The organism is Bauldia sp. (assembly GCF_020442045.1).
Lineage (GTDB): Bacteria > Pseudomonadota > Alphaproteobacteria > Rhizobiales > Kaistiaceae > Bauldia.
Map to the genome: position 1 here is coordinate 1 of NZ_JAGRLA010000028.1, position 13,394 is coordinate 13,394.

Sequence of the window (13,394 nt, forward strand, 5' to 3'; positions counted from 1 at the left end):
ATCGCGGCCTCCAGATGGAGGAACCGCTGATCTTCGAGACCGGCCGCCATGACGTGACCGGGGTCGATCTGCCTGAAGAGGCGAGGAGCGCCGGAGGCGCGACCGGGATTGAAGGTGAATCGGCGAGGAGCGCCGGAGGCGCGACCGGGATCGAAGGTGAATCGGCGGGGAGCGCCGGAGGCGCGACCGGGATCGAAGGTGAATCGGCGAGGAGCGCCGGAGGCGCGACCGGGATCGAAGGTGAATCGGCGGGGAGCGCCGGAGGCGCGACCGGGAAACTTGGAAGACACGCCCGCAAGGCGCCGATCGACCTGCCGGGGATGAGCGAGCCGGAGGCGGTTCGCCACTATGTCCGCCTCAGCCAGAAGAACTATGCCATCGACAGCGGCCTCTATCCGCTCGGCTCCTGCACGATGAAGCACAACCCGCGCCTCAACGAGAAGATGGCGCGGTTGCCCGGCTTCGCCGACATCCATCCGCTCCAGCCGCTGGTGACCGTCGGCGGTGCGATCGAGCTGATCACCGAGCTCGGCCGCTGGCTGCTCGAGATGACCGGCATGAGCGCCGTCGCGATGAGCCCCAAGGCCGGCGCTCATGGCGAGCTCTGCGGCATGATGGCGATCAAGGCGGCGCTGACCGCCCGCGGCGACAAGCGCTCGACCGTGCTGGTTCCTGAGTCGGCCCACGGCACCAATCCGGCGACGGCGGCGTTGCTCGGCTATTCGGTCGTCGACGTTCCGGCGCGGGAGGATGGTACGGTCGACCCGGCGGCGGTGCGTGAGCGGCTTTCGTCGGATGTCGCCGCGATCATGCTGACCAACCCCAATACCTGCGGGCTGTTCGAGCGCGACGTGGTGGCGATCGCCGAGGCGGTGCACGGGGCGGGCGCGCTGTTCTATGCCGACGGCGCCAACTTCAACGCCATCGTCGGCAAGGCGAAGCCCGGCGATCTTGGCGTCGACGCCATGCACATCAACCTCCACAAGACCTTCTCGACCCCGCATGGCGGCGGCGGTCCGGGGGCGGGTCCGGTCGTCTTCTCGCCGGAGCTCGCGCCGTTCACGCCCGTGCCATTCGTGCGGATCGCGGGCGACGGAGCTGAGTTCGTCGGCACCCGTGCCGAGGCGGGAGAAAGCGCCGAGCCGTTCGGACGGATGACCGCCTTCCACGGCCAGATGGGGATGTTCGTGCGGGCGATGGCCTATATGCTGTCGCACGGCTCGGACGGCATGCGGCAGGCCTCCGAGGATGCGGTCCTCAACGCCAACTACGTCCGCGCCGGCCTCCGCGACGTGATGAGCCAGCCGTTCGGCGACCGGGTCTGCATGCACGAGGCGCTGTTCGACGACCGTTTCCTCGAAGGGACGGGCGTCACGACGCTCGATTTCGCCAAGGCGATGATCGACGAGGGCTATCACCCGATGACGATGTATTTCCCGCTCGTCGTCCACGGCGCCATGCTGATCGAGCCGACGGAATCGGAATCGAAGGCATCGCTCGACCTCTTCGTCGCGACGCTCCGCGATCTCGCCCAGCGGGCGAGGAACGGCGAGGCGGAGCGCTTCCACCAGGCGCCGGTGCTGGCGCCCCGACGCCGGCTCGACGAAACCCGCGCCGCGCGCCAGCCGAAGCTGAAATGGGTGAAGCCCGAGCCCTGGAGCGAGGCGGCGGAGTAGGGCCGGCCGCTCGCTTTGTCTGCCCGGTTGCTTTTGCAATCCCGGAGTGGGATTGGAGGGGCTTGTTCAGGCTGTGAGGATCGAGGAATTCCCGGATGACCATGCTGCATATCAAGGCCGGGCCGTTTGACTTCGAGGCCAAGCTCGAAGAGGAGCTTGCGCCCGGGACCTGCGCGAAGTTCCTGACGCTTCTGCCCTACAGGGAGCGGATCATCCACGTCCGCTGGAGCGGCGAGGGCTGCTGGATTCCGCTCGGCGATCTCGACCTCGGGCTCGGCTTCGAGAACAATACCAGCTACCCGGCGCCCGGCGAGATCATCCTTTTTCCCGGCGGCGTCAGCGAGACCGAGTTCCTCATCGCCTATGGGCCGGTCTGCTTCGCCAGCAAGGCGGGTCAGCTTTCGGGCAACCACTTCCTGACCATCGTCAAGGGCAAGGAAAACCTCCAGGCGCTCGGCAAGATGACGCTCTGGCAGGGCGCCCAGGATATCCTTTTCGAGTTGGCATAGGCAGCGCGCGCATCCGCCGCCGGCAGGGCTACGGGGCGTCCCGGATCTCCAGCCTTACGTCCCGGAAGGCGATCTCTTTCCCGTCGCGGATAACCGAATACCGGCCGCTATAGGTGCCGGCCGGCCACGGCGCATCGTGACGCTTCCTTCCGGCAAAGGCGAAATACTGCGCCATCGGCCGGTCGAGGGGAGCGAGGTCGTTCTCGGCGAAGACGCTGCCATCGGGGCCGACCACCCGTACCGTCTGGATATCGCCGGCCTCGAGTCCGATCGCCCGCCCGAAAAAGACCAGTGCCGGTGATTCTCGCCCGGGGATCGCGCCTTCCGGGTCTCCCGCCTCGACCTGCTCCATTGTCACCACACCCTCCGCGAAGCCCGCATTGAGGACGAAGGCCGGCCGGTAGCCGAGCATCTGTGCGGCATCGGCGGACCACAGGCCCGTATCGCCGTCGCCGGCGACGGCGCAAGCTGCTCCGACGGAAAGACCCTTGGTTGCGAAGGGATCGAGCGTGACATTGTCCTTGCGGACGCTGAAATGGAGGTGAGGGAACTCGGTCATGCCCGACAGGCCGATCTCGCCGAGCACGCCTCCCGCGTCGACAGCCTGCCCGGGTGCGACCCGGATGCTGCCGAGCTTCATGTGGCAATACTGGGTCTCCCAGCCGCCGCCGTGATCGATGACGACACCGTTGCCGCATTCCCGGTCCGCCACCGTTCCGGGCGCCTCCTTGTCATAGATGACGTCGGGCATCCCGTCGCGGACGCGGGCCACCGTCCCGGCGGCGGCGGCGAGCACCGCGACGCCGGCCGTCATGTCGCGGAGCGTCGGTATCCTGACGTCGGTACCGTTATGGCCGTCATAGGTCTGGTGACCGCAGCGATAGTCGATGGCGTCCGGGCCCGGGTCCCGGTCGACATAGTGCTGGATGGCGCAGTCGTTGCCGGGATCGCAGGCGACGGGAAAGCTGAGCTCGAGCGCTCCGGCCGGTGCCGCCGCGACGAGTGCCGCGGCGAATGACAGAACTCCTAGCTGTCGATGCCGTCCCATACCTTGAATGCTTCGGCGATCCTGGGGATGTCCGCAAGCCGGTTCGTGACGGTTTCGGCGCCGGCGGCGGTCAACAGGTCCGCCAGCCCCGGCCAGGCATGCTGGCCGCCGGTGAAGCCGATGACCCGGCAACCGGCCGAATGCGCCGCCGTCACGCCGAAGACCGAGTCCTCGATAACGATCGTCTCGCGCGGTTCGGCCCGGAACTGCTCGAGGCCGTAGAGGTAGACGTTCGGATCCGGCTTCGGCCGGTGACTGCCGACTTCGACCGCCGACCAGATGCTCGGCTCAAACCGGTCCCACAAGCCGGTCCGCTCCATGGTGATCCGCAACCGGTCGGTCGACGAGTTGGAGCAGACGCAGCGCGGCCCGTCGAGCATGTCGAGAAGCTCGAGCGCGCCGGGAATGGCTTCCACCTCCTCGGCGAGCCTCCGGTTCAGCTCGGCGTCTTGCGCTTCCCGGAAGCCCGGGGGCAGCGGCTTGCCGATTTCTGCCTCGATGATTTCGACGATTCCCTCGCTGGTCAGGCCGGTGAAACGCCGGATCACGTCTTCCGGGGTGATGTTGAAGCCGACTTCGGCCAGGTGCTCCGAGTCGACCCTGCCGGCGATGATCTCGGAATCGACCAGCACACCGTCGCAATCGAACATGATCAGCATGATGAGAACCGTCTGTCCGTCGGCCGAAACGCCGACGCCGCGTGAGATTGCCCCTGTCTAACCATGCATCGGGGGAGAGGGAAGGGAAAAAACCGCATGGCCGCCATCCGCCAGCCGGGGAACAGCGGCATCCCCGGATGGTCGGCCGGCATCGGCCCGGTACCATTTCTTAACCATGTCGCCTAACGCCAGATTTACGTTAACGGGACCAGAATCCCGCTCCTTTGTTGTGTTGCGTAGGGGATGGGTTGATGGCGCGTTTGCAAAGGGCCGAGCAGGATTCGGCCTGGCTGGACACGATTCTGCGGGGCGATTGCGTCACCGAACTGGAGAAGCTGCCGAGCGGGTCGGTCGACATGGTTTTCGCCGACCCGCCCTATAACCTGCAGCTCGAAAACCGTCTGACCCGCCCGGACCAGTCGGAAGTCGCGGCCGTCGACGATGATTGGGACAAGTTCCAGAGCTTTGCCGCCTATGACGACTTCACCCGCGCGTGGCTGCTCGCCTGCCGGCGCGTGCTCAAGCCGGACGGCACGCTATGGGTCATCGGCTCCTACCACAACATCTTCCGGGTTGGCGCCATTCTCCAGGATCTCGGCTTCTGGGTGCTCAACGACATCGTCTGGCGCAAGACCAACCCGATGCCGAATTTCCGTGGCCGGCGCTTTCAGAATGCGCATGAGACGATGATCTGGGCGAGCCGCAGCGCCGATTCCAAGCGATACACCTTCAACTATGATGCGCTCAAGGCGGGCAACGACGACCTCCAGGTCCGCTCCGACTGGCTGTTCCCGATCTGCACCGGCGGCGAGCGGCTGAAGGGCGATGACGGGCGCAAGGTTCACCCGACCCAAAAACCCGAGGCGCTGCTCCAGCGCGTCCTGACCGCGTCGACGCGGCCCGGCGAGGTGGTGCTCGATCCATTTTTCGGCACCGGCACGACCGGCGCGGTGGCGAAGCGGCTTGGACGGCATTTCGTCGGCGTCGAGCGCGAGGCGGCCTATATAGAAGCCGCCGAAGCGCGGATTGCCGCGGTCGAGCCGGCGCCTGCCAGCGCGCTTGAGGTGATGACGGGCAAGCGCGCCCAGCCCCGCGTGCCGTTCAGCACGTTGCTCGATGCCGGCCTGATTGCACCCGGCGCCAAACTGATGGATGCCCGCGCCCGCCACGAGGCGGAGGTGCGCGCCGATGGTTCGCTCAAAGCCGGCATTCATGTCGGCTCCATCCACCGGGTCGGCGCCCTGGTCCAGGGACTCGATGCCTGCAATGGCTGGACCTTCTGGCATGTCGAGCGCCAGGGGGCGCTCGCCCCCATCGACGAGCTCCGTCAGGTCGTCCGCCGCGACCTTGAGACGGCGGGCGCCTGATCCCGGCAAGCGCCATCGCCCTGTAACGAAGCATCGCCACCTCCTGCCCATCGCAGTGGAATCGGGCAGGGGGAGAGAGAGATGGGGGCGCGGCTGGTGGTGATCGGTGCCGCCCGAAAGGGCGGACCGGGCGAATCCGCGCGTGTTGCCCTGGCCGGGGCAAGCAAGTCAGGCGGGGCGTATCCCGTGCCGCGCGAGGTCCGCGCGCAACCCCTCGACCGTCTCGAAGCGCTCCGCCTGCCAGCCGGCCGCCCGCGCGCCCTCGACATTCTTCATCGTGTCGTCGAAGAACAGCGTCGCCGCGGGATCGAGGCCGAAGGCCTCGGCGTGGTGGCGGTAGATTTCCGCTTCCGGCTTCATCAGGCCGATATCGGCCGAGACGGTCACGCCCCGGAACCGGTCGAGCATGGGGTATCGCTCGCGGGCGATGGCGAAGGTGTCGCTGGCGAAGTTGGTCAGCCCGGTCACGTCCCATCCCGCGTCGACCAGTCGCTCAAGCACCGCGACACTACCGTCGATCTGAGCGGGAATCATCTCCGGCCAGTGCCGGCGGAAGGCGCGGATCATCGCCTCGTGCCGCGGATGTTCGGCGATCAGCGCGTCCTCCGCCTCACGCCAGCTCCGGCCACGATCCTGTTCGGCGTTCCACGTCGGAGAGCAGACCTCCGAAAGGAAGCGCGTCCGTTCCGCGGCGTCGGGGATAAGTCGGCGATAGGGGATTTCCGGGTCCCATCGCAGCAGGACGTTGCCGATGTCGAAGACGATATGGATGATCTCGCTCATGCGGCTTTCTTGCCCGTCGCCTTCCGTTTCGTGGCGCCGGGGACCGCCGCCTCCACCACCTTCTTCATCACGCTCGGCAAGGCCTCGCCGGGCAGCGCTTCCGGCGGGGCCCACCAGTGGTCGCGCGATGGCGCGCCGTCGACGATGGCCCGGTAGACGGTCAGCTCCAGCCGGAAATGGGTGAACACATGGACCACCGGGACGGAAACCGCCCGCCAGTCGGCGGCAAATGGAGCGCCGGCAAGCGGTTGCTCCGGCGGCGCCGATGTCCAGTCCGTGCCTGGCACCTCGCTCATTCCGCCGAGCAGCCCCTTGTCCGGCCGCTGCCGCAACAGGACGGCGCCGTCGCTACGGACTGCGACGAACGCGGCGCCGAAGCGAGTGGGGCGCGGCGCCTTCACCGCCTTCACGGGAAAGCACTCCTGCTCGCCGCGCGCCCGCGCAAGGCAGCCCTCCGTGAGCGGGCAGAGGGCGCAGGCCGGGGCCTTCGGCGTGCAGATCGCCGCGCCGAGATCCATCATTGCCTGGGCGTAGTCGCCGGCCCTTTCTTCGGGCGTCAGCGAGGCCTGCCGCGCGCGGATGTCCTTCTTCCCCGCCGGCATCGGCGTCTCGATCGCGAAAAGGCGGGCGATGACCCGCTCGATATTGCCGTCAACCACCGCGTCCGGTTGGTCGAAGGCGATCGCCGCTATGGCGGCGGCGGTGTAGTCGCCGATGCCGGGCAGGGTCTTCAGCGCCGCCGCCGATCGGGGAAACCGCCCGTCATGTTCGCTTGCGACGACCTGGGCGCAGGCATGGAGGTTACGGGCGCGGCTGTAATAGCCGAGACCGGCCCATGCCTTCATCACGTTGTCGCGCGGGCTCGCCGCCAGAGCCCCGACCGTCGGCCATGTGGAGACGAATCTCTCGAAATAGGGCTTCACGGCCGCCACGGTCGTCTGCTGCAGCATGACCTCCGAGAGCCACACCCGGTAGGGATCGGGCGCCGCCCCGCCCGCCCGTTCCCGTGGGCCGACGCGCCACGGCAAGCGGCGGGCATGGCGGTCGTACCAGGCCAGCAGATCGGTGGAGATCGATCGGAGGGCAGCGTCGGGATTCGTCATGGGAGGAATGCTAGGCGAAGCGGCCGGCCGGCGAAATGCCTGAAACCATGATCGTGGGGGAAGGCCACGTTGACCGGATAGTGGCAACCTTCCAGGCAGCCTCTTGCCGATGACGTCCGACGACGGAGGATTCCACCACGGCCCAAGGCGACCTCAGCGCCACCTTCGGTGGTTTCGTCCGGCCCGGGACGGACTGGCCGGGAGTTAGCCCGCTTCGCGGAAGCTCTCGGCGGTCTCGAGGTCGACCGACACCAGTTGAGACACGCCACGCTCGGCCATCGTCACGCCGAACAGCCGGCTCATCCGCGCCATCGTGATCGGATTATGGGTGATCACCAGGAAGCGGGTGTCGGTGTTGCGGGTCATTTCCTCGAGCAGGTTGCAGAAGCGCTCGACATTGGCGTCGTCGAGCGGTGCATCCACCTCGTCGAGCACGCAGATCGGCGCCGGGTTGGTCTGGAACACCGCGAAGATCAGCGACAGCGCCGTCAGCGCCTGCTCGCCACCCGAGAGCAGCGTCATGATCTGCGGCTTCTTGCCGGGCGGCCGGGCGATGATCTCGAGGCCGGCCTCGAGCGGGTCGTCGGATTCAGTCAAGGTCAGCTCGGCCTCGCCGCCGCCGAACAGGTGGGTGAACAGACGCTGGAAGTGGCTGTTCACCGTACCGAAGGCAGCCAGAAGCCGCTCGCGGCCCTCCCGGTTGAGGCTGCCGATCCCCTGGCGAAGGCGGTGGATCGCGCCGACCAGATCGTCGCGCTCGCCGACCAGCGTGTCGCGACGTTCGGAAACTTCCTCGGCCTCCGCCTCGGCTCTCAGGTTGACGCCGCCAAGCCGCTCGCGCTCCTGCCGGTAGCGTTCGAGCCGCGCTTCGATATGGCCAAGCTCGGGCAGGGGCGCCCCGGCCTTCAGCTCGGCGATGCCGAGCACCTCCTCCGGGCGGCAATCGAGCGCTTCGTCGATCCGCTCCGCGATCTCGTCGAGCCTCTGCCGGGCGGCGACCTCGCGTTCCTCGGAGCGGCCGCGCCGCTCGCGCGCCTCGGCGAGCTCGTCGAGCGCCTTGCGCGCCACCTTGTCGGCCTCGGCGAGCGCTGTTTCGCCGGCGGCGAGCTTGTCGGACGCCGCGGAGCGCGCGGCTTCCGCCTCGGCGATCTCGGACAGGAGCGTCCGGCGCTTCGCCTCGATCTTGTCGGGTTCCTCGGCGAGCCGCGTCTTCTCCTGCTCGGCCTCGGCCCGGCGCAGGGTCAGGGTCTCGATATGCTTCTCGGCATTCGCCGCCCGCTCGTGCCAGCTCTGCCGTTCGACCGCGATCGCCGCGAGCCGGCTGGAGCGCATCTCCGCTTCGCGGGCGAGGCTTGCCACCGCGGCGCGCATCTCGGCCAGCGCCGAGCGGTCCTCGGCCACCTTGTTGCGCGTTGTCGATACCTGTTCGGCAAAGCTGTCCGCCGTCGGCGTCTCGGCCAGCGCGGTCCGCGCCACGTCGCGCGACGATTCGAGATCGGAGACCGCCGTTGTCAGGCGGTTGCGCGCTTCCTCCAGCGCGCTGCGCCGGGCCGCCTGCTGGGCGGCGGCCCGTTCGGCGCGGGCAAGCTGGTCGCGGGCCTGGTCGACCCCGCGCTGCGCCTGGCGCCACGCATCGCGGGCCGCGCGTTCGCTCTCCTCCGCCGCCCGCATTTCGGCACTGGCGGCTTCCATCTCCTCGCGGCGGCCGCCGAGGCGCTGGCCGGCCTCTGCCGCCTCCGCCTCCAGCTCGGCCAGGCGGTTCCGCGTCGCCAGCCGCTGAGCCGCGGCGGTCGGCGAGTCGGCGGTGGCCACGTAACCGTCCCACCGCCACAGATCGCCCTCCCGGCTGACGAGCCGCTGGCCGGGCTTGAGCGAGGCCTGGACCCGCGTTCCCTCGGCGCGGTCGACGAGACCGATCTGCGCCAGCCGGCGGGCCAGCACCGGCGGCGCGTCGACATGCATGGCGAGCGCCTCGACATCCGCGGGCAGGGCGGGATCGCCTTCGGACTTCTCGACGAGGCGCCAATACGCCGCTGCCTCGACATCGCCCGGCGAATCGAGGTCATCGCCGAAGGCGGCGCCGAGCGCCGCTTCGTAACCATTGGCGACCCTGACGATGTCGATCAGGGGCGTGCCGGCCTCGGTCCGCGAGGACTTGAGCATGGCGACGAGGGTCGCGGCTTCGGTCTCGATGCGGTGGAGGCTCCGCTCCGCCTCTGCAAGCGGCTCGCGCAGCCGCGCGACCCGGTCACGGGCGGCCGCCGACCGTGCCTCGGAGCCGACCGCCTGCTCCTCGGCCGCCTTGACGGCGCCTTCGGCATTCTCCACCGCGCTGCTGTGCTCGCCGAGCATGGCCTCGACGGACCTGCTGTCGCCGAGTTCGGCCAGTTCGGATTCGACTTTGGCGAGCTCATTGCGCTGGTTTTCCAGCCGGCGCTCGGCTTCGATCAGGCTGCGCTCATACTGGGTGCGGCGCGCGGTGATATCGGCGACCCTGGCAGTGAGTTCCGCCAGTGCCGCTTCGCTTTCCGCCAGCGTTCCCTCGGATGCTTCGCGGCGCTCCGCGGCCGTCGCCTGCCGTTCCGCCATCGCCGCGTTGGCGGCTTCGAGATCCTTCTCTTCCCCGTCGAGCCGGACGAGGATCGCCTTGTTGTCGGCGATCATCCGCTCTTCGCGCGCGATGTCGTCGCTGAGCTGTGCGAGACGACTGTCGAGGTCGGCGAGCCTTTCCCTGATGCGCGCTTCCTCGCTGTCGAGCTGCTCGCGCGCGACGATGATCCGCTGCAGGGCCGCGCCGGCGCGGGCGGCCGCGTCGCGAAGGTCGGGAAGGACAGCGCCGGCCTTGGCCTGCCCGACGGCCGCCTGGCCTTGCGTCTCGGCGCGCGCGTTGACGAGGCCGGTCGCCTCCTCGAGGGCGGATTCGGCTTCCTTCAGCGCCTCGGTCGCCGCGACCCATCTCAAGTGCAGGACGGTCGCCTCGGCCTTGCGGATTTCGCCGGAGAGATTGCGGTAGCGGACCGCCTGACGGGCCTGGCGCTTGAGCGCCTCCAGTTGCGCATCGATCTCGGAGATGACGTCTTCGAGGCGGGCCAGATTCTGCTCGGCGCCCGATAGGCGCAATTCGGCCTCGTGGCGGCGGTTGTGGAGGCCGGAAATGCCGGCCGCTTCCTCCAGCAGCGAGCGTCGATCCTTCGGCTTGGCGGCGATCAGCTCGCCGACCTTGCCCTGTCCGACCATCGCCGGCGAATGCGCACCGGAGGACGCATCGGCGAAGAGGAGTTGCACGTCGCGGGCGCGGACATCCCGGCCGTTGATCTTGTAGACGGAGCCGGCCTCGCGCTCGATCCGGCGGCTGACCTCCAGCATGTCGGCATCGTTCAGCGTCGCCGGCGCCGTGCGGTCGCCATTGTCGATGACCAGCGTCACTTCGGCGGTGTTGCGGGGAGGGCGGTTGCCGCTGCCCGAGAAGATGACGTCGTCCATCCCGGACGCACGCATGTTCTTGTAAGACGCTTCGCCCATCACCCAGCGAAGCGCTTCGACCAGGTTCGACTTGCCGCACCCATTCGGGCCGACCACGCCGGTCAGGCCGGGCTCGATCAACAGGTCGACCGGCTCGACGAACGACTTGAAGCCGAGAACCTTTAGCCGCGTGAATTTCACCTGGGCCCTCACGAAAACCCGGCCGCCGCCAAAGCCGGCGACGGCCCAATGATCCCGCCTAGGGCGATTCGGTCCTATTCGGCAAGGAGTTCGTCGAGCTGTTCAAGGGTTAATGCGCCGGACGTTTTCTCGCCGTTGATGAAGAAGGTCGGGGTGGAATCGACGCCGAAGTCATCCGCCGCCCGCTTCCGCACCCAGTCGATCCCGTCGAGGACCTCCTGGTCCTTCAGGCAGGCGGTGAAGCTCTCCTGGGTGAAGCCCGCCTGCTTGACGAGGTTGAGCAGTGCCTCCGCCGGCTTGTCGACGAAGGCCCAGTTGGCCTGCTGGTCGTAGAGCAGGTCGACCAGCGGGAAGAAGCGCTCTTCCGGAACGCAGTTGGTCAGCATGATCGCCGCGATATCGAGCGGGTTGAGCGGGAAGTGGCGGAAGATGAAATAGACCTCGCCGGTATCGATGTATTTCTCCTTGAAGGGCGTGAAGGTCGTCTCGTGGAAGTGCTGGCAATGCGGGCAGGTCATCGAGGCATATTCGATGACGACGTTCGGCGCGTTGGGATCGCCCATCGTCTTTTCGCCAAGCGGCCCCGCCTCGAGCATCGCCTCGCTGGTCGCCGCCTGGGCGGGCGTGACCAGAAGCGCTTCGCCGAGCAGGGATCCGGTTTGCATCCGCGCGCCGAGCGCCAGGGTGCCGAGGCCGGCGATACTGGCCGCCGCGATCGAGAAGAATTGCCTGCGTTTCATGTGTCTTTCCGCTTTCCGTTGATTTCGAAGACCGGGCAGCCCTGCCTGTATAGGACAAAATTCGATTGTCCAATTGTGGCCATTCAAGGATTGGGGCAACTCAACTATTCGCGACGGTTGCCGTGAATGCCCCGGCCCAGCCTTTCCAGCGCTTCGCGCAGACGCTCGTCCTCGACGTCCTTCACGGTCTCCGCGATAGCCTCTTCCGCTGCCTCGTCGTGCCTGACCGCCGCTGCGACGGAAGGCTTTGATGTCGCGGCGACGGGGCTTTGCAGGATTCGCACCCTGGCTATCGCGCGATAGCCGAAGAAGGCGTTGACCCGATCCACGATCTGCGGAAGGTCGTGCTGCACGTAGATCGCTCGGGGACCGTCGACCTTGAGAAAGAGGATTCCCGGCGCGGGCGTCCCCTCGTCCTCGTGGCGCGGCCATGCAATTCTTTCAGGCGCGGTACAGCCGGCATAGAGCGGACCCGCGATTTCCGGCCATGCGGCGACCAGGTCGGCCGTCGCGAAGCCGCGCCGGGCCGTCACCGGGGCGATGGCCTTGCCGACCAGTTCGCCGAGCGACACGGCGCCCCTTGTCCGTTTGTTGCCGAGCGTCGAAGACATGCCGCCTTTTCGCATGACGGGGATGGCTCCGGAAGACCACTTGCTCTGTTTGCAGGCATGAGAATCGCGCCAACCGATTGCGACGCAGCAACGCGGCCACCTCCCTGTTTTAGAAATAATAATAAAATCAATATCTTAAATAGTTTTGCCGGCTTCTTGACACTCTATCGCCCTAAACCTATGGTGCGGCCGGTTTTTGGGGTGGGGTGGCAGTTCGAGGGCGGTGTCTCGCCCGTCGGGACGGTGTCATGAGCAACGCGAAAGGCCCGGACGACAGCAGGCCGGTCCCTTCGTCGGGCGAAGAAGACACAGCACTTTCCCGGAGACTGAGCGATCTCGACCGGCAAATTGGTGCCAGCCGGTCGGAGCGGGAGCGGACGAAGGATCCTCAGGAGCCCGGTCGCCCCGGATACGGGATGGCGCTGAGGCTCGGGGCGGACTTCGTCGCCGGGGTTGTGGTAGGTGCGGCGATCGGCTGGGTCATTGACTGGTTGGCCGGAACCTCGCCTTGGGGATTGGCCGTGTTCCTCCTGTTGGGGTTCGCGGCCGGCGTGTTGAGTGTGATGCGATCAGCCGGGCTCGTCGCGAAGCGACCCGGAATAGATGACGATCCGGTCATCCGCCGGATGGATTGACAAGGGGACGACGGTGGCAACCGATCCGATACACCAGTTTCAGATCCAGAAGCTGATTCCCATTGAGGTTGGTGGCGTCGATTTTTCCTTCACGAATTCCTCGCTGTTCATGGTGTTGACCGTGGTCGCCGCCTCGGGGTTCCTGATCCTGTCGACTCGCGGCCGTGGGCTGGTTCCCGGTCGCTGGCAGTCGGCGGCGGAGATGACCTACGAGTTCGTGGCCCAGACATTACGAGAAGCGGCGGGCAGCGACGGGATGCGATTCTTCCCGTTTGTCTTCAGCCTGTTCATCTTCGTTCTCGTTGCCAATCTCTGGGGCATGTTCCCCTACTTCTTCACGGTGACGGCGCACATCATCATCACCGCGACGATGGCGCTGATGGTGATCCTGTTGGTGATCTTCTACGGCCTCCGGAAGCACGGGCTCGGCTTCTTCAAGCTGTTCGTGCCGAGCGGCGTTCCGGGCGTGCTGCTGCCGTTCATCGTCGTCATCGAGGTGCTGTCGTTCATTTCGCGGCCGATCTCGCTGTCCATCCGTCTTTTCGCCAACATGCTGGCCGGACATATCACGCTGAAGGTGTTCGCCGGCTTCGTCGTCGC

Annotated in this window: 12 protein-coding genes; 5 read left to right on the plus strand and 7 right to left on the minus strand. The window is 67.2% G+C overall.

Annotated elements, in window-relative coordinates; genetic code table 11:
* Both gcvPB and KDJ86_RS03395 read left to right on the plus strand, forming a co-directional pair.
* Nucleotides 1–1,676 (plus strand): aminomethyl-transferring glycine dehydrogenase subunit GcvPB (gcvPB, locus tag KDJ86_RS03390; protein WP_521085249.1); only part of this gene is annotated, 1,676 nt, incomplete at its 5' end.
* 95 nt (nucleotides 1,677–1,771) lie between these two features.
* Nucleotides 1,772–2,185, plus strand: coding sequence for a DUF3830 family protein (locus KDJ86_RS03395; RefSeq protein WP_291742927.1), 414 nt, complete (start codon nucleotides 1,772–1,774; stop codon nucleotides 2,183–2,185).
* Between the two features lie 28 nt (nucleotides 2,186–2,213).
* Here the strand turns inward: KDJ86_RS03395 and KDJ86_RS03400 are convergent, their stop codons facing one another.
* Complete coding sequence (locus KDJ86_RS03400) at nucleotides 2,214–3,233, minus strand: M23 family metallopeptidase (protein ID WP_291742930.1); 1,020 nt, start codon at nucleotides 3,231–3,233, stop codon at nucleotides 2,214–2,216.
* Nucleotides 3,212–3,892: an HAD family hydrolase gene (locus KDJ86_RS03405; RefSeq protein ID WP_291742934.1), complete on the minus strand. Its 681-nt coding sequence runs from the start codon at nucleotides 3,890–3,892 to the stop codon at nucleotides 3,212–3,214. The genes KDJ86_RS03400 and KDJ86_RS03405 overlap by 22 nt, the downstream gene beginning before the upstream one ends.
* A 251-nt stretch (nucleotides 3,893–4,143) precedes the next feature.
* Here KDJ86_RS03405 and KDJ86_RS03410 point away from each other — a divergent pair, with 251 nt between their 5' ends.
* Complete coding sequence (locus KDJ86_RS03410; RefSeq protein ID WP_291742937.1) at nucleotides 4,144–5,259, plus strand: site-specific DNA-methyltransferase; 1,116 nt, start codon at nucleotides 4,144–4,146, stop codon at nucleotides 5,257–5,259.
* Between the two features lie 168 nt (nucleotides 5,260–5,427).
* Here KDJ86_RS03410 and KDJ86_RS03415 read toward each other — a convergent pair whose 3' ends face one another.
* The 5 genes from KDJ86_RS03415 to KDJ86_RS03435 all read right to left on the minus strand — a co-directional run bounded on the left by KDJ86_RS03415 (nucleotide 5,428) and on the right by KDJ86_RS03435 (nucleotide 12,159).
* On the minus strand, nucleotides 5,428–6,042 hold the full coding sequence (locus KDJ86_RS03415; protein WP_291742939.1) for an HAD family hydrolase: 615 nt from the start codon (nucleotides 6,040–6,042) through the stop codon (nucleotides 5,428–5,430).
* Nucleotides 6,039–7,145, minus strand: coding sequence for an A/G-specific adenine glycosylase (mutY, locus tag KDJ86_RS03420; RefSeq protein WP_291742940.1), 1,107 nt, complete (start codon nucleotides 7,143–7,145; stop codon nucleotides 6,039–6,041). The genes KDJ86_RS03415 and mutY overlap by 4 nt, the downstream gene beginning before the upstream one ends.
* A 204-nt stretch (nucleotides 7,146–7,349) precedes the next feature.
* A complete protein-coding gene (gene smc, locus KDJ86_RS03425; protein ID WP_291742942.1) occupies nucleotides 7,350–10,808 on the minus strand; it encodes a chromosome segregation protein SMC in 3,459 nt (1,152 codons plus the stop codon).
* Between the two features lie 74 nt (nucleotides 10,809–10,882).
* Nucleotides 10,883–11,548 (minus strand): DsbA family protein, encoded by a 666-nt coding sequence (locus KDJ86_RS03430; RefSeq protein ID WP_291742944.1) that lies wholly within the window; start codon nucleotides 11,546–11,548, stop codon nucleotides 10,883–10,885.
* Between the two features lie 104 nt (nucleotides 11,549–11,652).
* The gene (locus KDJ86_RS03435) at nucleotides 11,653–12,159 is read right to left on the minus strand and encodes a DUF721 domain-containing protein (protein WP_291742947.1); all 507 of its coding nucleotides are present in this window, start codon (nucleotides 12,157–12,159) and stop codon (nucleotides 11,653–11,655) included.
* A 248-nt stretch (nucleotides 12,160–12,407) separates the two neighbouring features.
* On the opposite strand from KDJ86_RS03435, the gene KDJ86_RS03440 reads away from it, so the two are divergent.
* Both KDJ86_RS03440 and KDJ86_RS03445 read left to right on the plus strand, forming a co-directional pair.
* Entirely contained in the window at nucleotides 12,408–12,794 is a 387-nt protein-coding gene (locus tag KDJ86_RS03440; RefSeq protein ID WP_291742950.1) for an AtpZ/AtpI family protein, read from the plus strand.
* Nucleotides 12,795–12,807: 13 nt separating this feature from the next.
* On the plus strand, nucleotides 12,808–13,394 hold a 587-nt coding region (locus KDJ86_RS03445; protein ID WP_291742953.1), incomplete at its 3' end, for a F0F1 ATP synthase subunit A.